The sequence below is a fragment of the Listeria costaricensis genome, assembly GCF_900183385.1.
Taxonomy (GTDB): domain Bacteria; phylum Bacillota; class Bacilli; order Lactobacillales; family Listeriaceae; genus Listeria; species Listeria costaricensis.
On record NZ_FXUT01000006.1, the window covers coordinates 93,587 to 115,968 of the forward strand.

Annotated in this window: 21 protein-coding genes; 8 read left to right on the forward strand and 13 right to left on the reverse strand. The window is 42.8% G+C overall.

All coding sequences use genetic code 11. From position 1 onward, the window contains the following. Positions 1-171: 171 nt before the first annotated feature. Positions 172-438 carry a hypothetical protein gene (locus tag CS921_RS05185; RefSeq protein WP_099221999.1) on the reverse strand — a complete coding sequence of 89 codons (267 nt, stop codon included), beginning with the start codon at positions 436-438 and terminating at the stop codon, positions 172-174. Between the two features lie 126 nt (positions 439-564). Beyond that, positions 565-1,857, reverse strand: coding sequence for an NCS2 family permease (locus tag CS921_RS05190; protein ID WP_099222000.1), 1,293 nt, complete (start codon positions 1,855-1,857; stop codon positions 565-567). Positions 1,858-2,022: 165 nt separating this feature from the next. On the opposite strand from CS921_RS05190, the gene CS921_RS05195 reads away from it, so the two are divergent. After that, the gene (locus CS921_RS05195) at positions 2,023-2,664 is read left to right on the forward strand and encodes an HAD family hydrolase (RefSeq protein ID WP_099222001.1); all 642 of its coding nucleotides are present in this window, start codon (positions 2,023-2,025) and stop codon (positions 2,662-2,664) included. A 61-nt stretch (positions 2,665-2,725) separates the two neighbouring features. Here the strand turns inward: CS921_RS05195 and CS921_RS05200 are convergent, their stop codons facing one another. The 6 genes from CS921_RS05200 to CS921_RS05225 all read right to left on the reverse strand — a co-directional run bounded on the left by CS921_RS05200 (position 2,726) and on the right by CS921_RS05225 (position 8,580). Then, positions 2,726-3,874 (reverse strand): pyridoxal phosphate-dependent aminotransferase, encoded by a 1,149-nt coding sequence (locus CS921_RS05200; RefSeq protein ID WP_099222178.1) that lies wholly within the window; start codon positions 3,872-3,874, stop codon positions 2,726-2,728. Between the two features lie 72 nt (positions 3,875-3,946). Further along, positions 3,947-4,669, reverse strand: coding sequence for an amino acid ABC transporter ATP-binding protein (locus CS921_RS05205; protein WP_099222002.1), 723 nt, complete (start codon positions 4,667-4,669; stop codon positions 3,947-3,949). Next, positions 4,662-6,119 carry an ABC transporter substrate-binding protein/permease gene (locus CS921_RS05210; protein ID WP_099222003.1) on the reverse strand — a complete coding sequence of 486 codons (1,458 nt, stop codon included), beginning with the start codon at positions 6,117-6,119 and terminating at the stop codon, positions 4,662-4,664. The genes CS921_RS05205 and CS921_RS05210 overlap by 8 nt, the downstream gene beginning before the upstream one ends. Positions 6,120-6,320: 201 nt before the next feature. Further along, on the reverse strand, positions 6,321-6,842 hold the full coding sequence (locus CS921_RS05215) for a hypothetical protein (protein WP_099222004.1): 522 nt from the start codon (positions 6,840-6,842) through the stop codon (positions 6,321-6,323). Positions 6,843-6,949: 107 nt separating this feature from the next. Next, a complete protein-coding gene (locus CS921_RS05220; RefSeq protein ID WP_099222005.1) occupies positions 6,950-7,948 on the reverse strand; it encodes an inorganic phosphate transporter in 999 nt (332 codons plus the stop codon). Positions 7,949-7,959: 11 nt separating this feature from the next. Next, on the reverse strand, positions 7,960-8,580 hold the full coding sequence (locus CS921_RS05225) for a DUF47 domain-containing protein (protein WP_099222006.1): 621 nt from the start codon (positions 8,578-8,580) through the stop codon (positions 7,960-7,962). A gap of 368 nt (positions 8,581-8,948) precedes the next feature. Between CS921_RS05225 and CS921_RS05230 the strand changes: the two genes are divergently transcribed. Together CS921_RS05230 and CS921_RS05235 are read left to right on the forward strand one after the other, a co-directional pair. Further along, complete coding sequence (locus CS921_RS05230; protein ID WP_420843741.1) at positions 8,949-9,842, forward strand: aldo/keto reductase; 894 nt, start codon at positions 8,949-8,951, stop codon at positions 9,840-9,842. Then, on the forward strand, positions 9,839-10,507 hold the full coding sequence (locus CS921_RS05235) for a DNA alkylation repair protein (RefSeq protein WP_099222008.1): 669 nt from the start codon (positions 9,839-9,841) through the stop codon (positions 10,505-10,507). Before CS921_RS05230 ends, CS921_RS05235 begins: the two co-directional genes overlap by 4 nt. Before the next feature lie 50 nt (positions 10,508-10,557). On the opposite strand, the gene CS921_RS05240 is transcribed toward CS921_RS05235, so the two are convergent. Continuing rightward, positions 10,558-11,418, reverse strand: a complete 861-nt coding sequence (locus CS921_RS05240) for an RluA family pseudouridine synthase (protein WP_099222009.1) — start codon at positions 11,416-11,418, stop codon at positions 10,558-10,560. 69 nt (positions 11,419-11,487) lie between these two features. On the opposite strand from CS921_RS05240, the gene CS921_RS05245 reads away from it, so the two are divergent. Next, positions 11,488-11,919, forward strand: a complete 432-nt coding sequence (locus CS921_RS05245) for a hypothetical protein (RefSeq protein WP_099222010.1) — start codon at positions 11,488-11,490, stop codon at positions 11,917-11,919. Positions 11,920-12,025: 106 nt separating this feature from the next. Here the strand turns inward: CS921_RS05245 and CS921_RS05250 are convergent, their stop codons facing one another. The 4 genes from CS921_RS05250 to CS921_RS05265 all read right to left on the reverse strand — a co-directional run bounded on the left by CS921_RS05250 (position 12,026) and on the right by CS921_RS05265 (position 17,922). Beyond that, the gene (locus CS921_RS05250) at positions 12,026-14,701 is read right to left on the reverse strand and encodes a MucBP domain-containing protein (RefSeq protein WP_162921701.1); all 2,676 of its coding nucleotides are present in this window, start codon (positions 14,699-14,701) and stop codon (positions 12,026-12,028) included. Positions 14,702-14,954: 253 nt separating this feature from the next. After that, positions 14,955-16,262, reverse strand: a complete 1,308-nt coding sequence (locus tag CS921_RS05255) for a hemolysin family protein (protein ID WP_099222012.1) — start codon at positions 16,260-16,262, stop codon at positions 14,955-14,957. A gap of 268 nt (positions 16,263-16,530) precedes the next feature. Continuing rightward, positions 16,531-17,421, reverse strand: coding sequence for a cation diffusion facilitator family transporter (locus tag CS921_RS05260; protein WP_099222013.1), 891 nt, complete (start codon positions 17,419-17,421; stop codon positions 16,531-16,533). Positions 17,422-17,496: 75 nt separating this feature from the next. Then, a complete protein-coding gene (locus CS921_RS05265; RefSeq protein ID WP_099222179.1) occupies positions 17,497-17,922 on the reverse strand; it encodes an arsenate-mycothiol transferase ArsC in 426 nt (141 codons plus the stop codon). Between the two features lie 276 nt (positions 17,923-18,198). Here CS921_RS05265 and CS921_RS05270 point away from each other — a divergent pair, with 276 nt between their 5' ends. From CS921_RS05270 to CS921_RS05285, 4 genes are all read left to right on the forward strand, one after another. Then, the gene (locus CS921_RS05270) at positions 18,199-20,331 is read left to right on the forward strand and encodes a transglycosylase domain-containing protein (RefSeq protein WP_099222014.1); all 2,133 of its coding nucleotides are present in this window, start codon (positions 18,199-18,201) and stop codon (positions 20,329-20,331) included. A 108-nt stretch (positions 20,332-20,439) separates the two neighbouring features. Further along, entirely contained in the window at positions 20,440-20,637 is a 198-nt protein-coding gene (locus CS921_RS05275; protein ID WP_099222015.1) for a PLD nuclease N-terminal domain-containing protein, read from the forward strand. Between the two features lies 1 nt (position 20,638). Further along, positions 20,639-21,547: an ABC transporter ATP-binding protein gene (locus tag CS921_RS05280; protein WP_099222016.1), complete on the forward strand. Its 909-nt coding sequence runs from the start codon at positions 20,639-20,641 to the stop codon at positions 21,545-21,547. Continuing rightward, positions 21,544-22,341 carry an ABC transporter permease subunit gene (locus tag CS921_RS05285; protein ID WP_099222017.1) on the forward strand — a complete coding sequence of 266 codons (798 nt, stop codon included), beginning with the start codon at positions 21,544-21,546 and terminating at the stop codon, positions 22,339-22,341. The genes CS921_RS05280 and CS921_RS05285 overlap by 4 nt, the downstream gene beginning before the upstream one ends. The last annotated feature ends 41 nt before the right edge of the window (positions 22,342-22,382 follow it).

Consider the following 22,382-nt stretch of genomic DNA (forward strand, 5'->3'; position numbering starts at 1 on the left):
CATTCATCTCATTTGCCGTGTAGTTTCTGTCTACGCCTCATCCCGTTATGCGTAGATAAATGAACATGATGGCGACGCTGAATTTACTTCAGCGTATTTTTTTTGCTCCGAATTAATAAAAAACAGCCGTTTGATAAGTAAGATATCTTATATCAAATGGCTGTTTTTTTATTACATATAATAACTGAGAATGAAACCAATAAAACTTGGGATAGCCGCTAAAAATAGCATGATACTCCAGTGAAGCTGTTTTTTTCGCGCTTCTCGATTTGCACGACCACTCAGAGATACGACTGCAGAACAAGCAATCGAGAAAAAAATCAACAAAGTGGCAACAAAAGATAACATGGTTGAAAGTGTATAGCTAGAAGTGAAAAAGCTCATGAGGAATACCACAAGTGCCAGTCCGATGCCAGCTAAAAAAGATTTCCAATACAAAATACGTCACTCATTTCTTACAGATTGATAGTTCATTTATAGCAAAAAAAGGTAGGTCTTGTCTAGTTAAAAGAGGCTCAGAGTCTTCGGGGGGAAGAATCTGAGCCTCTTGGACGGTAAGCAATTTTAATGTGGTAAGAAGGCAACGAGAATAAAGAAGAGAATCGCAATGACGATTAGGAACCAGTTTAACTCACGCCATTTACCTGTAAACAATTTAAGGATAGGGTAAGAGATGAAGCCGAAAGCAAGCCCAATTGCAATGCTGCTTGTTAGTGGCATGGCTAAAATAACAAGGAATGCCGGAAATGCTTCATCAAGTGTATCCCAGTCAATTTCACGCACAGCACCGATCATCATGCTGCCGACAATGATAAGCGCAGGAGCCGTGATCGCCGAGATACTGGAAACAGCGCCAACTAGTGGAGCGAAGAAAGCAGAGATAATAAAGAGAATGGCTACAGTAAGTGTTGTAAGCCCGGTGCGTCCTCCAGCTGCAACTCCAGCAGAAGATTCAATATAAGCACTTGTAGGCGTTGTACCAAAGATTGAGCCGACAGTTGTGGCTACGGCATCTGCCATCAAAGCTTGTTTGGCATTAGGTAAAGATTCACCTTTCATTAGTCCAGCGCGCTTAGCTACGCCGATCATTGTACCTGTAGTATCAAAAATCGTAATCAATAAGAAGGAAAGAATTACCGCATAGAGACTGTAACTGACCACATCTCCAAATGCATGAAGCGGATTGGTGAAAACAAATTCTGGCATAGGCGGTAATTTGACAATGCCATCTGTAAATTTTAGTTCCCCGGTAAAGAAGGAAATAATCGCTGTGGCAATCATGCCGAGAAAAAGAGCGCCTTTTACGTTTAACGCCAGGAAAATAAGTGTGATTAAAAGCCCAACAATTGCAAGCAATGCCTCGGGTGAATGAAGATCCCCCAAACCAACCAGATTAGAGTCGTTTTGCACGATAATGCCTGTCATTCGGAAACCTAAGAAAGCAATAAACAAGCCAATACCTGCTGTGATGCCTGCTTTTAAATTATGTGGAATCGCTGTAATGATTTTTTCACGAAGCGGTGTTAAAGATAATAAGAGGAAAATAATTCCGGCAACAAAAACGGCTGCAAAAGCAACACTATAGTCTAGATTTTGTGTTGTCACCACAGTCACAAAGTAGGCATTCATTCCTAAGCCTGGTGCGATGGCAATTGGATAATTGGCGAATAGAGCCATCCACAAGGTACCGACAACAGCAGAAATGATGGTTGCCATAAAAACTGTATTAAAAGGAACACCAGCTGCAGATAAAATGGCCGGGTTGACCACGACGATATAAACCATGGTTAAAAAAGTCGTGAATCCTGCAATTACTTCTGTTTTAGCATCGGTCCCATGTTCTTTTAATCGAAACATTCTTATACACTCCCTTTTGTTAATTACGAACAATAATAACCCCATATAAAATAATATTCGTTTTTAAGATGAAATGCAAGTATATTTGATGATTTTTTTTATGGAAATACAAAAAAGTATGAGATATGGTACAATGAAGGAAATGAAATGTGCGGGAGGAAGGGCATGAAAGCGATTATTTTTGATTTTGACGGCACGATGATCGATACGGAAAATTTATGGCGGGAAGCTACAATGAAATATTTGAAAGAGACCTATGACATTGATTTGCCTAATGAAATTTATGAATCGATTATTGGTACTTCTGAAGAGCCGCTTCATCGTTATTTAATAGAACAAACGAAGGGGCAATTTGATATAGACGCTTTTACAACGCATGTAAAGGGCGTTTTGCATCAAGAAAAAGAGGGATTGGTGCTGCGTGAGGGCTTTCAGCAGGTATTTGAGCTTGCTGTTAAAAAGGAGCTGAAAATCGGTCTAGCAACGAGTTCGGGGATGGATTGGGTAGTGCCGGTTCTCGAAAAATTCGATTTGCTGCCTTATTTTTCAACGATTCAGACGGCTGAGAAAGTCGCTTCGATCAAACCACATCCAGCCCTCTATTTACAGGCCCTTGAAGAGCTTGATGTAGCCGCAGAGCAAGCGCTGGCTGTGGAGGATTCGCTCAATGGTGCAATATCTGCTTTAGAAGCTGGACTGCATGTGGTTGCTGTCCCGAATGAAGCGACAAAACGGATTACTTTCCCGAAAGAAGTCCAACGCTTTGAAAGCTTTGATGAACTGGACTTAACCTCATTTTTAGCTTGAAATATAAGAACATGCCAAAAAACTGTCTGATAATGGGCGCATCAGACAGTTTTTTTACGTATCAAAAGGTCAAAGTGGCCATTCGGTTGAACGCTTCTTCCAGCACAGACAAGTCCTGCGTTGCGGCCAGACGCACATATTGATCACCGCTATCACCGAAGGCTCTTCCAGGAATGACGAGCACCTTGGTTTCTTTTAAAAGGTATTCACTGAAAGTCACAGAGTCCATCCCGGTCGCACTGATGTTCAAAAAGGCATAAATCGAACCTTTCAGTGGATGAAGGGATAAATAGGGAATGTCCTGAACTCGCTTGTCAATGTACTCTAGGCGTTCCTGAAAGACGGCTGCTACTTGGGGGATCAGTTCTTCCGCGTGATTCAGCGCATAGATAGCCGCTCGCTGAGAAGGTGTTGGGGCAGAATAAGTAATCCCCTCATTGATAAGCTTGGCAGCCTGATTGATGTAGCTTGGCGCAATCATATAGCCAAGTCGCCAACCGGTCATGGCAAAGTTTTTCGACATGCTGCCGAAAGTAATCGTATGATCTGGTGCATAAGTGGCCATTGGAACAAATTTTTCATAAAAGCTGAATCCGTCATAAACTTCATCTGAAAGAATATAGAAATCATATTTTTGAGCCAAGGCAGCAATTTCTTGAAAGGTTTCTTGACTGAAAACGGCCCCAGTTGGATTGTTTGGCGAATTCAGAATCAAAGCTTTGGTTTTAGGCGTAATGGCTGCCTCTAGTACAGCGGTATTGATCGCAAAACCGTCTTTTTCATAAGTGGGGATAAAAACGGGAACACCGCCGGAATGGATGACCTGATCCTTGTATGGCGAGAAATAGGGCTCATGGATGATCACTTCATCACCCGGATCTAAAATCGTTTGTAACGCTAAATACATCCCATGCAGGGCGCCAACTGTTGCACGAACTTGGTCACGCTGAAAAGATAACTGATAAGTACGATCAAAAAAATGAATGATTGCATCGATTAATTCCACATCGCCGCCAGATTCTGTATATTTGGTGGCACCTAATCGGGTGTCGTGAAAGGCGGCCTCGATAATGGACTGGTCGGTAATTAAGTCTGGATCACCGATAGACAGATCGATAAGGTCCGGTGTTGTTTTGGCCAAGGTGCCAATATCAGCAAGAATATTGACAGGTGGCGCTTGGTGACGTTTAGCAATTTTTGTGATATCCATCATAATAGGTAACCTCCTCAATAAAAAGGAATGTACACCACATACATTCCTTTTTATTGTAGCATAATTTTTTTATAGAACCTTACTTAAGAAGTCTTGCGTACGTTCATTTTGCGGATGATTGAAAATTTCTTCCGGCTTGCCTTCTTCTTGGATAATTCCAGCATCCATAAAGACGACCCGGTCTGCTACTTCACGTGCAAAGCCCATTTCATGCGTGACGACTACCATGGTCATTCCTTCTTTTGCAAGGGACTTCATAACAGAAAGCACCTCGCCGACCATTTCTGGGTCAAGGGCAGAAGTCGGTTCATCAAATAGCATTACGTCTGGATTCATCGCTAAAGCCCGCGCAATGGCGACACGTTGCTGCTGCCCACCGGAAAGACTTGTCGGATAGCTTTCGGCCTTATCTTTCAAGCCAACTTTTTCCAGCAGCTCTAAGCCATGCTGTTTTGCTTTATCCGCCGTTTCATTTTTCACTTTTAAGGGTGCTAGCATCAGATTTTCGAGAACTGTTTTATGCGGGAAAAGGTTGAATTGCTGAAAAACCATTCCCATACGCTGACGCAGCCCATTAATATCTGTTTCTTTGTCGAGAAGATTATTTCCTTCAAACTCAATCTTGCCATCAGTCGGCATTTCAAGAAGATTAAGGCAGCGCAGGAAGGTACTTTTTCCGCTTCCAGAAGGGCCAATCACGACGACAACTTCTCCCGTTTCAATCGTTAAATCAATGCCCTTGAGAACTTCATTTTTACCAAACTGTTTATAGAGATTCGTTACATTAATCACTCGTTCTCATTCTCCTTTCAGCAACACCAAGCAGTCTTGACAAGCTAAATGTCAGTACGAAATAAATCAGTGACGTGATGATCAGTGGGATAAACGGTTTGAAGCTTGCCCCTTGAACCACACCGGTCATAAACATCAGCTCCGTTACACCGATGACCGAAACAACCGAGGATTCTTTGATAACTGTCACGAACTCATTTCCGAGTGCTGGTAAAATATTTTTGATGGCTTGCGGCATAATGATGAACCGCATACTTTGGCTTTGCGTCATTCCGAGTGAGCGAGCAGCTTCAGCTTGGCCTTTATTGACACCTGAAATACCGGCCCGAATGATTTCTGCCACATAGGCGGCACTATTCAGTGAAAGTGCGATACAGCCTGATGCAAAGGCCGAGACGTCCACACCGAGGAGCTGCGTTCCAAAGAAGACCATGAAAATTTGGACAAGAAGCGGGGTGCCACGTACAAATTCAATATACCATGTCGCTGGCCACCGTAGCCATCTTGTATTGGTAAGTTTCAATAAGGCTAAAGCAGAGCCGAATACCGCCCCGCAAAGAACGCCAATAGCAGCAAGGGCAATGGTATAGAGTGTCCCTTTTACAAAATAGCTGCCATATTGAGTGAAGAAGTTACTTTTTTGGAACATAAGATCATTGGCTTCTTTTTGATATTCTTTCAGCAAGTCGTCATCTTTGATCGTTTTGATGGAGGAATTGACTTGTTTTTCAAGAGAAGTAGCGCCTTTTGGCATGGCAATCGCTGTTTGTTTTTCACCATTAACGAATTCAATATCCGAAATGGCCAGCGAATCGTCTTGGCTGACGTAAGCCTCTGCGACAGGACCTTCTAAGACGACACCATCAATTTTATTGCTCTTTAAATTTAAAATTAAATCAGGTACTTTTTGAAGAGAAGTCACAGTCGAGCCGGTTAGTTCATTTTCAGCAAGCTCTTCTTGCGTCGTCTGCTTTTGAGCCCCGACTTTTTTGCCGTTGAAATCATTGGTTGTTTGGTACTTGTCTTTATCTGACTTACGAACGACGACTTTTTGTTGGACCGTCATGTAAGGATCGGAAAAATCAACCTCTTTTTCACGTTCGGGTGTAGGGGACATGCCAGAAATAATCATATCGATTTTGCCGGTCTTAAGCGCCCCAAGCAGACTGTCAAAGCTCATTTCTTTGATTGTCAGTTTCACGCCCATATCATCCGCAATTTTTTGTGCGATTGATACATCAAAACCTACAATCTCGTCTTTCCCTTTAATGGTTTGGTGAAATTCATAAGGCGGATAATCTGCGGATAAACCTACAACAAGTTCTCCTTTATCCTGAATTTGCTTGAGTGAATCGTCTGTAGCTGCTTCGACTGGCTGAAAGAAACTGAATAGAAAAACAAAGATGAAACCAAAGACGGCCAGTTTTTGCAGAATGCTTTTTTTATGCATGAACACAACTCCTTTTTGATGAAATTAATTGAGTAGAATAAGAAGCGGTCCATCTTATTCTTAATATATTATAATAATACATTTAAATGTTTAAATATGCAACTGTTTTTTATTGATTTTATTTGTAAACGCTTTATCCGAAGAGGGTTTAGAGCATGGCAAAGGAGTCCCGTTGAATATAGTAAAAGGGAATGCTTTTCATTAACATTCATTTTTGATTAAATGGAAAATAAAGTAGCTGAGTAGAAAGAAATTATCTGGCATATTCGTGTTATCAACGAGAATTTTAACTTGCAAGTAGGACACTGAGGAGTCGGTTTGCACTTCTTGGATAAAGGCACTTTCCTGTTGATGAAATTTGATGAGTAATGAGCCGGAAGTTGACAGTTCGAGCATATCAATCGGAAATTCGGCTTCTTTGGAATGAATGTGCAGAATATGTGGAGAATCAGGCACGGCTTCAAAAGCAATTTCTCTCTGATTCTTTTTATCGTGATAAACAATAACAGGATCGGCTTTTCCTGACCAACCGAGCTCCAGTGTCAAATACGCGCATTCCTGTTCAAGTATATTTTTGGAAGCAAAAGCGGAGCCTTCTTTTAGATAAAGAATTTTGGCCGCTGTTCTCATGATTTTTGCAATGGTTTGATGGTCGCTATTTTTAATCTCTACGGGTTGATTTTTATTTAGAGTGTCTGGCTTTTCAAAATAATAAATCGTCATCCATTCAGTCCCCCCCTGGGCTATTTTTCCTTTGTTTTCCCTCTTTTTTAAGCGTAAAACAGCACAAAGAAAAAGCCGAAGCTGCAAAAGCCTCGGCCTTGAATATATTATAGGAAAAGATTCAATATGAAGAAAATCAAAGCTGCAATGGTTGCAGAAATAGGCAATGTAATGATCCATGTAATGATCATTCTTTGGGCTGTATCCCATTTAACACCTTTTACACGATGACTCGTACCAACACCAAGAATGGAAGAGCTGATAACGTGTGTAGTTGAAACAGGTAGGTGAATGAATGTAGCACCAAAAATAACAAAGACGGAACTTAGATCTGCCGCAACTCCGTTAACCGGTTTGATTTTCATAATCTTGCCGCCAACGGTTTTGATGATTTTCCAACCGCCGATACTTGTACCGACTGCCATAGCGAGCGCACAGGAAACCTGCACCCAAAGCTGAACATCATCAGTAGACTGGAATGAGCCGGCAATCAGGGCCATCGTAATGATCCCCATTGATTTTTGTGCATCATTCGTACCGTGCGAATAAGATTGAAGTGCCGCTGTCGCAATTTGAATCAAGCGGAAGCGTCGATTGGTTGTGGATAGATTTAAATTCTTCAAGAAAATCTTAAACAATGTATAAATAAGATAACCGACTGCAAATGCTAAGAACGGTGAAACCACTAAACCAATCAGAATCTTGATAAAGCCACTATATTCAATAGCGCCAAATCCAGCAGCTGCAATCGCTGCACCGGCAATCGAACCAATCAATGCGTGAGAGGAACTGCTGGGAATACCGAAATACCAGGTAATCAGGTTCCACGCAATCGCTGCAATCAGAGCCGCGAGAATAACAATTTGACCATTATCGAGTGCAAATGGGTCAACGATATCTTTGGTGATGGTTTTGGCAACCCCAGTGAATGAAATCGCCCCAATAAAGTTCATCGTTGCAGCAAGAATGATCGCATGTTTAGGTTTTAATGCCTTTGTTGAAACACTGGTTGCAATCGCGTTGGCGGTATCGTGAAAGCCATTGATCAAGTCAAAAGCTAGCGCCGCAAGCACGATGACAATTGTAATGAATAACATTCCTTCCATTGGCCGTCCCCTTACGCGTTTTTCATAACAATTGATTCAAGTGTATTGGCCACACTTTGACAACTGTCAGCGATTTCTTCAAGATCTTCATAAACTTGTTTCAAACGAATCAATTTGATCGGATCCTTTTCATTTTGGAAAAGTTGAATTAAAGATTCCCGATAAACGTCATCACATTTGGATTCATAATCCTTGATACCGATCGCAAGCTTGCGGACATCTTTCAGCTTCTTATCGAAAACGAGATCAACTGCTTTTTCGATTTCCACAGTACTTGCTTGAATTGCTTGGATAAATTTCAGCATATATTCATCATAACGTGTGATTTGGCAAATTTCTAATGAGAAGGCGGTTTGTTCAAGACCGTCCATGACGTCATCAAGACGATTTGTAAGTTCGAGCATATCTTCACGTTCAATCGGTGTGATAAACGCGTCATTAAGCTCCATAATCATTTTGTGAACCATTGAGTCACCAGTTGTTTCATACTCTTTCATCTTGTCTGAGAAAGTATGCAAGTCCTCAACAGATTCAATGTTGTACGATGCAAAAAAGTTGGCACCCTCATGCAAATTCACCGCGATGTCATGCAGCAAAGATGCAAAACGGTCTTTCTTATTTTTAAAAGCCATTTTTTACAATTCCCCCGATCTTTTTGGTAAGTAAAATTTGCGTGTCAATGCCCCCGTTCTCTAAGAAAAGAGCGGGTTGTTTCTTTAACAGATTCCTTACAAAAGAATAACAATATGCTGATTGAAATTTACCACAATTCAATACTAACATAGGAAGCAGGCAAATAGGAACCTTTTTTTTAACGGTAATTTGGGGTTCTAAGTCGTAACCGCTTCCAACCTTGTGATAGGCACAATCGTTAAAATATAGCGAGATAGAAAAAATTTTTTCAGCTTTTTGATAGTCGGATGAGGCGAGTTTGGGTATACTAAGATTATGACTTTACCTAACATTCCAGCCTTTTATGAGTAGGAGGGGGCACGTGAAAATAACGAAAAATTTAAATGATCGTCTGACCCTTAGAACGGGCGAACAAATTCCTTATATCGGTCTAGGCGTCTTTCAAATGAGTGAGCAGCACTACATCACTTCCGCAGTCGAACAGGCGATTGAAGTCGGCTATAAATTGTTCGATACGGCGGCTGTATATAATAATGAAAAAATGGTTGGCAAGGCTATTAGTGAAAGCGGTGCCCGCCGTGAGGATATCTACATCAGTTCAAAAGTGTGGAATGGAGATCTTGGCTATGACGAAACGCTATTTGCTTTTGAGCGGACGCTGCGAAATTTGCGGCTCGATTATTTGGATTTATATTTGATCCACTGGCCGATTGCGGGCAAATATCGGGAGGCTTGGCGGGCAATGGAGCGGCTTCATCAAGAGGGGGCAGTGCGATCGATCGGTGTCGCCAATTTTAGGCAGCACCATTTGGCCGATCTGTTGATTGTGGCTAATGAAAAACCTGTGCTCAATCAAGTGGAGACGCACCCGCTTTATCCGCAAAATGAGCTGCGCAAGTATTTGAAGGAGCAACAGATCGCCCACGCTGCCTGGTCACCGCTCGCCAAAGGGACGCTGATGCAGAATCCGGTCATTGTGGACATTGCGAAAAAACACGAGGCCCAGATAGATCAGGTGATTTTACAGTGGCACCTCAATCGTGAAACCATTATTATTCCGAAATCGATTGCCTCAAGCAGAATCAAGATGAATGCTCAGCTGGATCATTTTCGGCTGGATCAGGAAGATATGCACCGGATCGACATGTTGGAAACTGGGAAAATGGTGGGACCGGATCCAGACGACCTGCCGTACTTTTTGGAAAGCTTGGAACGCGAGAAGGAACTGATGGCGCAAAAGTCGGAGGATACGGGGGAATGAGCGACTTACTGACAATATGGACGACTCGTTACAGAAACAACGCCGTTCCTGAGCAGCGGCCAGCCATGGAGGCCTATATGAAGAACCGCTTTCCATTTTTGGGGATTCGGGCGGGGGAGCGAAAGGCGCTGATGAAAGAGCTGCTGAATGAATTGGGTGAACCGGAGGACCTGTTTGCTTTTGCTAAACGGCTATATCAGGAACCAGAGCGGGAGTTTCATCAGCTGGCAGTTGATTTACTGATCAGGAAAAAGAAACAGGCGGATGTGCAAGCGCTTAGTGCGTATGAGTGGCTGCTTCAAACGAATTCGTGGTGGGATACGGTCGACCCGATTGCCAGTCACTTGGTGGGCAGCTATTTGGAACGTTTTCCGGAAAAGCGGGATCCGGCTGTTCAGAAATGGCTTGCTAGCGGCAATATCTGGCTGATTCGGACGGCACTTTTGTTTCAACTCAAATATAAAGAAAAGACCGATGAGCAGTTACTTTTTCGTGTGATCAATGAGGAGCGGCAGTCAAAGGAATTCTTTATCCAAAAGGCGATTGGTTGGAGCTTGCGCGAATATGCTAAAACGGCACCAGATGCAGTTTACCATTTTGTCGATCAGATCGAACTGGCCCCGCTCAGCAGACGAGAAGCACTGAAACATTTTAAGAATGATTAAAAGCGGACGTCTCAGAAAATCCAGAGTCGTCCGCTTTTTTATTGGTCAATTTACCAGTCTGTCGGTAAATGTGCTTCCTTTGTAACAATTGTATCGAAAAACGGGTGGTAAAAATCGATCCTTGCTGCATGGAGCATGACACGTTTTTGACGCACCTTGCTGCCGTAAAGCTTATCGCCGACGATTGGATGACCAATGCTTGCCAAATGGACACGAATTTGGTGTGTCCGTCCAGTTTCCAGTTCGCAGGAAACGAGTGTCTGATTAGTTGCGGCCAAATAGTCAAGCGGTGTAAGATGTGTAGTTGCCTGCTGACCGCCAGTACTAATATGCTGCTTGCCGGATATGTGCCGGTCTTTGCCGATCGGCTTGTCAATCGTTTGCTGTTCCGTTATTTTGCCCTCAACAAGTGCTATATAGCTGCGCTTGATCGTGCGCTTTTCGAGCTGATAGGAGAAAGCGGCCAGTGCCAGTCGATTTTTGGCAAACAACACGAGTCCACTTGTTACCTGATCCAGACGGTGGACATGATAAGCAGAGGCGGACGGCTTTTCAGTTTGGATAAAATAATGCTGCAGCCGATTGACAGCAGTGTCATGATCAGACGAGCTGTTCGGATGTGTTTTGAGGCCAGCTGGTTTACTAACTAGCGCAATAAAATCATCCTCATAGAGCACGTCTAGCGGGCCGGACGCAGGGCTTGGAGTCAGCTCGTTTAAAAGTGGCAATTGTAGCTTTTGACCAGAGACCACTTCTTGCTCAAGTGAAACTGGCTGATTGTCGAGCAGGACACTTTTGCTCATACGATATTCATGTCGCGCTTTTTTTCCAAGATGAAATTGATCGGCTAAAAGATCTTGAATCGTTTTAGCAGCAAAAGAGGGGATAATGGGAATTTCAATAAAATACATCAAAACGCTCCTTTCTTTTTTAGTATAGCAAAATTAGTAAAAGGATGCGCCACAAGGAGGCACCAAAAATTGTTTGCTTTAGAAGGCTTTATAGAGAAGGGCACGCAGCCAGAGTTAACTTTAAATCAGCTTGCAGATAATATTCAAGATTGGCAGATTGCTTCGCAGCCAGTTTTGAAAATGCAGACGATGCCTTTTCCACGAGATAATCCGCGCACATATATCACACTGACATGGGATGAAAAATGGTGTGTATCCATTCATTTAATTAAAGCCGATCAGGATTTTGAGCAGGAGATTGCGGAGATGGCTCGAGCTGTTGCAAAAGTAGATCTTCAAAAAGCACAAGCCATTCAGCATGCTGATCAAATACTTCGGGTAATGATGGGAAATGATCTAAGTGACGATTACATCAGCCATCTGGGCATTCTTTTAACAGAAAGACTTGCGGAATTTACGGGCTGTATTTTTGTTGAACCGAATCAAAAAAGATTGTTTTAAAAAGAGAAGCTACAGTCAAGCAAGGAGCCATTCTGCAAAATGGGTTTCAGCTTGATTGTAGCTTCTCTTATTTTTTCATCATTGCTTGTCTGTTACTACTTGGTCGTCAAGGTGCATCTTGAAGCGTCCAATTCAGCGTGCAATGATAGGTTTCGGCTTTTACAGAATTGCCATCTACCGTGACCTCAGGACCTTCCACACCTTTTTCCCAGTTAGAAGAGATATCCGTAGTTGCATTTGAACGGTCGGCATTTCCAGTCATAACAGGTGCCGAGACCTCATCAGACAGCAGATATTTTTGACCATCATGGTAGTAGAAAACATTAGCGGCTAAGAGCTCGTTGCTACTTTCGCCTGTCAGCGGGGAGCTAAGTCGAACGCTCATATTCCATTTGTGTCCAGTTGAGCGGTCATCCTTCACTGAAAGTGCCTGATCGGGTGTTGCAGCATAGCTTTTGGCTGACAGGGGAATCATTTCACCGCCAGCTTGGCTAAATGTCAATGTGTTGGGCACTGAAGCAAAGGCAAGGCTCCCCGTTTCGACAAGAACATCCGGTGCAGTTGACTGGCAGCTTGTTGAAACGCCATTCGTAAATGTAGCATCCGCACTTATTTGGACACGGATAATAGATTGATCCGCCGTATCTTCTGCAATCGTTCCTTTGAAAGAAATTCTTAGCATCTCATCTCCAGGAACATTCGTTGAGGTAAGGTGGATGTGCATTTTTGACGGATCACTTGCATCAACAGTACCGACGCCCACCTGCTCTCTATCCTCATTTTCAAGTTTTATTTGATCAATCGTAGAGAAATTGGCTAATCCCGTCACTGTAAAATCAGCTGATTGATACTTGGTTGTGGAAGGTTGGTCAAACGGCGGCACAAAGGAGGCGTTATATTGCAATGTGTCTCCTGTATAGGCTTTGGTAATGGCACTGGATCCGTTTGAAACTTTAATGCCTAGAGTAGAAGGCTTTTGGTCATAAATAAATTGAACAGTTTCGCTTGGTGCTGAAAAAGTACCGTTTGCTGTACCCACTGTTTCTTTATAGGTATAACCGTCAATGGTCAATTGGGTGGCTTGATAAGAGGTCCCCATTTGCCCCTTTAATGTTGCATTAGCATGGATAGTATTTCCTGATGCGTCCAGATATTGAACGGTCACCTCGCAAAGCTGTTCTTTCAGTGTAACCTGTTCACTGGAAGACGTTAAACTGGATGTGTCGGTCGCGTAAACTTTGATCGGCACCTGTTTATTTTCAACAAAACCTTCTGCTAGAATCTGTTCAGCGGGAATCGTGTAGGAATAAGCATGTGCCGCACCTTTTTGGGTATTGGCTACTTGGCTGGCAAATTTGACAGGTGATTCACTGCCGATTTGATAATAAAGATCCACGGATTCACTGTCTGCATCTGTCCAAGTTCCGCTAATCGCGTAATCATTGCCATAATAATTAACCGTGTCTGTTCCCGTTGTTGCCTGATCAAGCGAGAGCTCAGGTGCTGATTTTGTCTCCGTTGGGCCAGCGCTGATGGTGTAATTATATGAAACCGTCCCACCATCTGCCGCTAAGGTCAACGGTTGACTTTTGGCATAGATGGCCGTATCTGTTCCACTATATGCAACCGTTCCGGCCGTACCGTTCAGTGCTTCCTGTCCTGTTCCAGCATTGGTATTAAAAGGATTACTATTCAGCGGACTGGTAGAAGAGGCTTGATCTTTGTAGCCACTCCAGTTGGAAAATCCAGAGCCGTCACTGAATAAATAGTTCAATTGATATTTGCCGTCTGGAGAAGTAACGCTCAACCCTTTATTGTCACCAGTATATTGGATTTCGATACCTTCATTTCCTTCCATGGCAATATCAAATTTGTTGATCATACTCATATCTCTTAGCGTATTGTAATGGTTGTTGGTCAGTGTTTCTGTGACTTTTACGCTGCCATCTGTTTGCCCGTCCATTTCGATCGTCATACTACAAGAACCGCGACCGACAGATAGGGGGAAAACAAGTTTAAGTGCTAACAGACCATTCGCTTGCGTTTTATAGTAAAAATCAAAAGACTGCAAGTTCATGTTGGGTATTTCTGTATATTCTAGATAGTTAGAATCATAAAAGCTGATGTAGGAACTGGCCGTTTTATTATCACCGCCAGAAAGCGTATAAATCTTATTTCCACTAGCATCTTTAAAATAAACGTGTGGAATAACATCTTGATCCATTGTAATTGCAGAAGGTACACGAGTTTGCGGATAATCGCCGCCAAACTGATAACAGAGCGTTGTTCCGTCTTTAAGTGGAATCTCGCCTATTTTCAAATGGTTGGTTTCGTGTGTCCAGCCGTCGTCGCTTTTCAAATTGTTACTTGGTACGTTTTGTTGTTCGGCGTTAGGCTGAACGGACATTGAAAGAGTTGCTTTTGCCTCGGCTTGTTCAGCGGCTAATGTTACATCGCCAGTCTGATTTGCCTGAAGCTCAAGATCTGCTTCTGTCGATTGTCCATTTTGAAATTTAATAGAAAGAACTTGCCCTTCGGATTGAACCGTTATATTTGCTGACGGACTGGTTATAAAAGAAACTCCTTCTGGCAAAGTCATCTGAATATCTGAGTCACTATTTGAAGAGAGGTGCAACGTAAATGCTTTGCCCTGATAAATCTCAGATGTTTCTTCTATTGATAAAGTGAGGATGGTTTCTTCGTCAGCCAGCGTCGGCCTTATACAAGTAAACGCCAGTAACAAAATTAGCAGTACTGCTAAAGTTTTTTTCGTGAAATTCATGATTGTCCCCCAAAATAATTTACTAATTGGTGAATTCATTTATATTATAAAGGATAACTAAATAAAACAAGTCCGAATAAAGCACAAAAACACGTTAGAAATGTTACAGAAAAGTTAACAATTGCAAAAAAAGAAATAGCTTGCAAAATAGTGGTTATTTTTTGTATAACGAAAACCATAGACTAGATATATGGTTCAGGAGAGCTTTCAGCCGAAGAATAAACCACCCGTTCTCACAGGTGGTTTTTGATTATTATTCTGGATTTACTTTTTGTAAAATCTCAATATACTCGATATGGTGAGGTTCTGCCTGTTTGACACGGAAAATATATTCTCCATATTCAATCTCGTCCCCAACCTCGACTTCATAATTTTGTGTGAGGAACCAGCCGCCGATAGTATCGACTTCTTCCTCCTCGATATCTGTACCAAGAATATTATTCACTTCATCAATTAATAGCTTGGCATCTACAATAAAGTGTCCATCTTTGATTTTACGAATTTCTGGAATTTCATCGGCATCGAATTCATCGCGAATATCACCGACAATTTCTTCTACAATATCTTCTACGGTGACAAGCCCTGATGTGCCGCCATATTCATCTAACAGAATGGCAATATGGGAACGCTCTTTTTGCATGCGAATGAGTAATTCTTTAATGGGAATTGTCTCAATAACCCGAATGATTGGTTTCACATAGGGGTCAATACTGAACGATGGATCTGAACCGTGTTTGACATAGGCGGATAAAATTTCTTTGAGATTAAGTACACCAATAATATGGTCCTTGTCGCCATCAATCACTGGATAGCGCGTATAACGTTCGTTTTCCATAATATCCGATAAGTCCGCAATCGATTGGCCAGTCTCAACCGTCACAATCTCCGTCCGCGGAATCATGACCTCTTTAGCCATCCGCTCATCAAAATCAAAAATCTTATTTACATAGCGAAATTCCGACTGATTGATTTCGCCGCTCTTATAGCTTTCCCCAACGATGATCCGCAGCTCCTCTTCCGTATGTGCGATTTCATGCTCGCTCGCAGGCTCCAAACCGAAAAGCTTAGAAATTAGTACAGAAGATTCATTGAGCAGCCAGATAAATGGAAACATCAGCTTATAGAAAATATGCAGCGGTCGCGCTACGGAAAGGGCTACAGCTTCTGTTTTGTCGATAGCCAATGTTTTCGGCACGAGTTCACCCACGACTACATGCAAGAAAGTGATGATCACAAAGGCAAGAATAAAGGAAAGAACGGTCACAACTGAGCTTGGTACGGAAAGTAGGTCGAATAATGGATGGAGGGCTGCTTCAACAGTGGATTCCCCCAGCCAACCAAGACCGAGTGAGCTGATCGTGATTCCGAGCTGACAGGCAGAAAGATAGGCATTCAAGTGATTATAGATATGCCGGGCAAGATGTGCGCGCTTATTTCCTTCCGCAAGCAGCTGGTCGAGGCGGCTCGGCCTCATTTTAACAATGGCAAATTCCGTTGCAACGAAAAAAGCCGAAACGCCAATCAATAAGGCGATAATGACAAATTTAATGGTTAATATCAATCGTAGGCCGCATTAGTCGAAACTAGTACGGCAAACACCTCCTATAAGATTAAAATAGTGTGGCCAAAGAGCAGGTGCTGTTTCTGCGTAAATGGATTGGATATCGTTTAACGGAGAAAATATTCAGCGACATGCTTTTGGCGATAATGGTCGTTATTTTGAAAAAGTGAATCAGTTTCTCTGCCCCATGGTGAATATTCCCTCCCAACATTTTTTAACTATACTTATCTAAATTATAAGACAATACGTAATTTATGACAAATAATAGTTACCTGCCCGATGAGGACTTATTTTCTTCAAAAGGCTCGATATGCACAAGTGTATATGTATTTTGGAACTCTTGGCGAATCGTCGCTTCAATTTTTTCAGTGATCGCATGACTTTCGGTGACATTGAGATCTGCTGAAACGGCAATGGTGGCATCAATCCAGATGCGGTTGCCGTTCAGCCTTGCTTTGATGTCGCGCACTTCCTTGACACCCTCGACCGATGCGATCAGACGGTGGATGGTTTCTAGTTTGGATACGTCGAAACCATCTGTCAAACTATGTGCGGCATCATAAAAAATTTTGATGGCTGTATAGCCAATTAGTAGTCCTACTAATAAAGCGGTAAAGGGGTCAAGCCAAGGCAAACCAATCGCCGCTCCCAGTATTCCAAGAAAGGCGCCAAAGCTAACAAAAGCATCCGACCGATTGTCGAGTGCTGCTGCCCGTACTGCCTGACTGTCGATTTTTTTCGCAAGCTGAAAATTAAACCGGTAGATGCCATACATGAAAAAGCCAGAAAAGAGGGCGACAATTGCCGTAAGCATGGAAGGAGCCGCATAATCTTTTGCAAGAAGTGTTTGAACGGCGCTTATGACCACTTGAATAGCAACAAGTACCATAATAATCGAGGCAATGAGCGAACTGATTGTTTCGGTTCTTCTGTGCCCGTAAGCATGATCAGCATCCGGCGGAATCCGCGAAATCCGTAAACCAATCAATAAGGCAAGAGAGGCAATCACGTCCGTTGTATTATTGAGACCATCAGCCAAAAGGGCATCTGAATGACCGATTTTACCGACGACGACTTTTAAAACAGCCAAAAATATGTACGCGGCAATACTCAGCAGCGCAGCTCGCTCTCCTTTACGAATGTCCTGATAGGTATCCATGATGATTTCCTCCTATGTCTAATAAAAATCTCTCCGGCAGGGTTTACTTATAAACCATTCCGGAGAGTCACAAAATCAAACTTCGATTAAATCTTGCTCTAATTTTTTTACGGATAGTGCGATTCGGTCACACACTTCTTGATAGCAGGCCCATTTGACAGAAATTCCTTCCTGCTGTTCAGGGTCTTCAATATCCCAGTAGATCACTTTATCGTGCCATTTTCTGGGGAATGATGGTGCAAGCTCATGTGTGGAATCATAAATGGTCACAATCAAATCAGCATCTTGTAAAAGTTCGCTTGTCGGCGGAAAGGAGCGACTGTCGGGAGCTGAAAGTGCGTATTCATGGAGAGCATCATTGATAAAAGGTGTTTTTTGTTCTTTTTTCCATGAACCGCTGATAAAGGTAACATCTCTAAGCGACAATTTCTTTGCCCATGCTTCCGCGATGGTACTGCGAATATGCGATTGTGATAAAAAATAAATCAGCTTGTGGGTCATGTTCCATTTCCTTTCCAAAAGCATAATCTTGCTCCTGTTTCGGAGTCTTTTGTCAACGGGTGGCTGACACTAATATCTACCCCATTTAAACGGGAGAAAACATTTTTGGCAAAAATATATGCATTTAGTAAAACCTTTTACAATTTCTGAAATTAAATTGTCGATGAATGAAAAAATCATACTTAAGATGGTAGAAAAATTTGTGTAAGTAACGTAAAATATGAATGACCGTGTAAACATGCGGTTATACTATTATAGAAAGACAGGAGATGCTATTTGCAAAGTTTTAAGCAGCTTTTAGGGCGTTTTTTCGGCTTTATTTGGAATGGAATCAAATTGGGATGGCAGAAATTCCGCCGTTTCCTTAAAAATAAGCATATCGTCAAGATTATCATTTTGACGATTTTGATCCTGATTCTAGGCCTTATTATTTATTTAGTTGTTGTTGCCAAGTCAGCCGATATTGATGCACTTAAAAAGGGACTGGAAACTGCCACCATCATTTATGACAAGGATGGGGACAAAGCAGGGGAGCTTTCAAGTACAAATGCGACTTTTGTCAAGATCGATGAAATTTCACCAAATGTAGTAAATGCAGTAGTTTCTATTGAAGATCGTGATTTTTACGAACATAATGGCTTTGATATAAAAGGGATATTACGGTCTGTGTGGGGCCTTGTAACCACGGGCGAAATTACCGGTGGGGGAAGTACGATTACGCAGCAGCTCGCCAAGAATGCACTCTTAAGTCAGGAGCAGACCTTTACGAGGAAAATAAAAGAACTTTTTATGGCGCGAGAGATTGAAAAAACCTATAGTAAAGATGAAATCATGGAAATGTACTTAAACAGTTCCTACTTTGGCGAAGGGGAATATGGCGTTGAGAATGCCTCCTTAAAATATTTTGGCAAGCATGCTTCGGAACTAGATATACCGGAAGCGGCTACCATTGCCGGACTTTTGCAGGCGCCAAGTGCGTATGACCCATATAATCATATGGATAAAGCAACAGAACGGCGCAATATGGTGCTGAAAGCCATGTGGGAAAATGACAAAATTTCCAAAGCAGACTACGAAAAATACAAAAAAACGGATATCGTGCTAAATGATCAATCGAAGCAAAATAAAGATACCAAATATCCATGGTACATCGATGCAGTCATCAATGAAGCGGTGGATAAGGCGGGCATCTCACAAGATGAGATCATGAAACGCGGCTACAAGATTTACACGGAACTGGATCAAAACTATCAGGCCTCTTTGGACAGTGTTTATGCGAATGACAGTTTGTTCCCAGAGAATGCAAGCGACGGGACGATGGTGCAGTCGGGGGCGGTACTCATGGATCCAGCAACAGGTGGGATTCGAGCACTTGTCGGCGGCCGTGGCGATCATGTTTTCCGTGGCTTTAACCGGGCGACACAGATGCAGGCTCAGCCAGGGTCCACCATGAAGCCGATTGCGGTCTATACGCCAGCACTTGAAAACGGCTATCAAGTGGATTCCATGCTGAAAGATGAAAAAATCACCTATAAAGGCGACTATACACCGACCAATGTAGATGGTGTTTATCGCGGCGAAGTACCAATGTATCAAGCGGTTGCCTATTCGATCAATGCACCGGCAGTCTGGTTGCTCGATCAGATTGGCATGGAAAAAGGGTACAAATCGGCACAAGAATTTGGTATTCCAGTAGAAGAAAGTGACAAGACGCTAGGGGCACTGGCTCTTGGTGGCTTGAGCAAAGGAGCCTCTCCAGTGGATATGGCAACCGCCTATTCGACTTTTGCAACTGGCGGGGTAAAACCGGAAAGCTACATTATCAGCAAAATAGTCGACCCGTCAGGCAATGTGGTCTATGAGCATGAGCCAGAGACGAAGCGGATCATTTCTGAAAGTGTTTCGGACGATATGACATCGATGCTTCTGGATGTAATCAACTACGGAACGGGGAACAATGCGGCCGTATCTGGCCATGAGATGGCAGGTAAAACTGGTTCGACTCAAGTTTCCTACGATAAAAACGGAACGAAGGATCAGTGGTTTGTTGGCTATACGCCGAACCTTGTTGGAGCGGTCTGGATGGGCTTTGATAAAACGGATGAAGACCATTATTTAACGACCAGCAGTTCGACGGGTGTGGCCACACTGGCGCATTATGTGATGAATAGCGGTTTGAAATATCAGGAACCAACGGATTTTGACACAAAAGGCGCCAAACAAGAGACGCAAAAAGAAAATAGCAAAGATTCGTCCAGCAGCAGTTCTTCGGATGACAGTGACTTCTGGGGTTCTGTCAAGGAGAAGGCAGATGATGCGGGCGAGTCCATCAAAAAGGGCGCAGAGAAAGTGAAGGAATTTGGTAACGATGTGACTGATAAAGTTAATAAGTGGATCGATTCCTGGTGAAAATAGAGCGGTTCAAAGCAGTGGCAAAGCTTTGGATCGCTTTTTAGATTGCCTTTTTTGGTAGTTTGTTATATTATGTATATAACAGATAGAAAAGGAGCGATAAAAATGGAGGTTTTGGGTGTTAATATCCTTGTTGTCCTGCCCTTGCTAATTCTTTATTTCATTTTACTCATTACGGCTTTGGTCGACCTTGTCCGCCACTGGTCAGATCGGCGTCAACCGATTCTTTGGCTGGTCGTCATTTTGTTTATTAATATACTCGGCCCGATTTTATACTTTATCTTGGGGCGGAAGGAGTACTAAAATGCTGAAAATCGAGCATATCGAAAAGAGCTTTCAAAAGGAGCCTGTATTAAAAGACGTCTCGTTTGAAATAGCCTCAAATTCTTGCACAGCACTTATCGGACCAAATGGAGCCGGTAAAACTACACTTCTGCATCTTATTGTGCAAATTTTAAAAGCAGATGCGGGGGAAATTTTAATAGAAGGAACGCCCGTCTATAAGAGAAGAGGCGAAATTGGCTTCTTACCGCAAACACCGCAGTTTTATCCATGGATGACCGCTCAAGAAAGTTTGCTATTTGCTGGACGCTTATCCGGCATGTCAGAGGCACAGTGCAAAAAGCGGGCTAAGGAAGTGCTGCAAATCGTCGGACTGGATGAGAAAGCGGCGAAAAAACGGGTTTCCCAATTTTCAGGTGGCATGAAGCAACGGCTAGGCATCGCGCAGGCAATTATTCATGAACCCAAATTATTAGTCATGGATGAACCAGTTTCAGCACTCGATCCCATAGGACGACGAGAAGTGATTGCCTTGATTGAAAAATTAAAGCAGCAGACGACGATTCTTTTCTCCACGCATATTTTGGCAGATGCAGCAGAGGTCAGTGAGCATGTACTCATGATTCGGCAAGGCGAAATCATTTTGCAGCGTTCATTGGAAGAATTGACAAGAGAGTCCGCCACCAATCGGCTGTATGTGGTGATTGATGGGAAGCCGCTTGCGCTGGATTTAGTTCAAAAGTTAACGGAACTTTCAGGTGTGAAAATTGTCGAGCAAAAGGGCAGACGGTACGAACTGCAGGTGGAGGACCCAGCAGAAATCAGTCCGCGCATTTTACAAAAGCTGCTCGATTGGAACATTGGCATCGAACAATTCGAGCACGTGCATGAAGATTTAGAGCAGATTTTTTTGAGGAGGTTACAGGAATGATGGCTTTTAAGGCTTTTGTAGCAAAAGAATGGCTGGAAATTTGTCGAAATCTGAAAATTATTTGGCTGCCGGTTGCTTTGATGCTACTTGGTGTTATGCAGCCGGTCATGATGTACTTTCTGCCTCAAATTATCGAAAAGACTTCAGGGATTGAAAATGGGGAGGCGCTGATTGCTCTATTTGAGCAGCAGACCAGCGTGGAAATTTTTAGTCAGACGCTATCCTCGCAGTTCGATCAGTTGGGCATCATGATCATTTTGATTAGTGGAATCAGCCTGATTTCTGCTGATCGTCAAAGTGGCATGCTGAGCTTTATTTTGACAAAGCCTGTTAGTCTGGCTCACTATCTATCCGCAAAAGTCGTAGTTCAATTCGGTTTGATTTTCGTTTCACTGCTGGCGGGTTATTTTCTGGCGGCCTATTATTCAGTGTTGTTATTTGGCGATTTGCCGCTTGCTGCTGTGGGACAGGCCTTTTTTATCTATAGCATCTGGATTTTCTTTTTATTCACACTCTTACTTTTCTTGAGTACCATTTTGGAAAGTGGGACTGTGGCGGGTATTTTAGCGATTGTTAGTGGCATCTTGCTTACGACACTCACCGGTCTGGAAGCTGCTGGGCAGATTTTCAACCCCGCATATCTCAGCAAAGCGGCTGTTTCGCTCATTCAAAACGAGCAGCTTGTGGATTATTTTTGGCCGAATTTATTTGTCACGTTACTGATTAGCATCGCGCTTCTAATTGGCAGCTTCTTTTTGGTAAGTTGGCGACCACTTTCACGTCAATCGAAATAAAGACGAACTATATAGACTTCTTTTCTAAAAATATCCGTGTT

Coding starts and splice junctions, on each gene's coding strand:
- CS921_RS05190 (WP_099222000.1), bottom strand. CDS start 1,857: ATGTTTCGATTAAAAGAACATGGGACCGATGCTAAAACAGAAGTAATT.
- CS921_RS05195 (WP_099222001.1), top strand. CDS start 2,023: ATGAAAGCGATTATTTTTGATTTTGACGGCACGATGATCGATACGGAA.
- CS921_RS05265 (WP_099222179.1), bottom strand. CDS start 17,922: ATGACCCACAAGCTGATTTATTTTTTATCACAATCGCATATTCGCAGT.
- CS921_RS05210 (WP_099222003.1), bottom strand. CDS start 6,119: ATGCATAAAAAAAGCATTCTGCAAAAACTGGCCGTCTTTGGTTTCATC.
- CS921_RS05235 (WP_099222008.1), top strand. CDS start 9,839: ATGAGCGACTTACTGACAATATGGACGACTCGTTACAGAAACAACGCC.
- CS921_RS05275 (WP_099222015.1), top strand. CDS start 20,440: ATGGAGGTTTTGGGTGTTAATATCCTTGTTGTCCTGCCCTTGCTAATT.
- CS921_RS05220 (WP_099222005.1), bottom strand. CDS start 7,948: ATGGAAGGAATGTTATTCATTACAATTGTCATCGTGCTTGCGGCGCTA.
- CS921_RS05215 (WP_099222004.1), bottom strand. CDS start 6,842: ATGACGATTTATTATTTTGAAAAGCCAGACACTCTAAATAAAAATCAA.
- CS921_RS05285 (WP_099222017.1), top strand. CDS start 21,544: ATGATGGCTTTTAAGGCTTTTGTAGCAAAAGAATGGCTGGAAATTTGT.
- CS921_RS05200 (WP_099222178.1), bottom strand. CDS start 3,874: ATGGATATCACAAAAATTGCTAAACGTCACCAAGCGCCACCTGTCAAT.
- CS921_RS05260 (WP_099222013.1), bottom strand. CDS start 17,421: ATGGATACCTATCAGGACATTCGTAAAGGAGAGCGAGCTGCGCTGCTG.
- CS921_RS05280 (WP_099222016.1), top strand. CDS start 20,639: ATGCTGAAAATCGAGCATATCGAAAAGAGCTTTCAAAAGGAGCCTGTA.
- CS921_RS05250 (WP_162921701.1), bottom strand. CDS start 14,701: ATGAATTTCACGAAAAAAACTTTAGCAGTACTGCTAATTTTGTTACTG.
- CS921_RS05240 (WP_099222009.1), bottom strand. CDS start 11,418: ATGTATTTTATTGAAATTCCCATTATCCCCTCTTTTGCTGCTAAAACG.
- CS921_RS05225 (WP_099222006.1), bottom strand. CDS start 8,580: ATGGCTTTTAAAAATAAGAAAGACCGTTTTGCATCTTTGCTGCATGAC.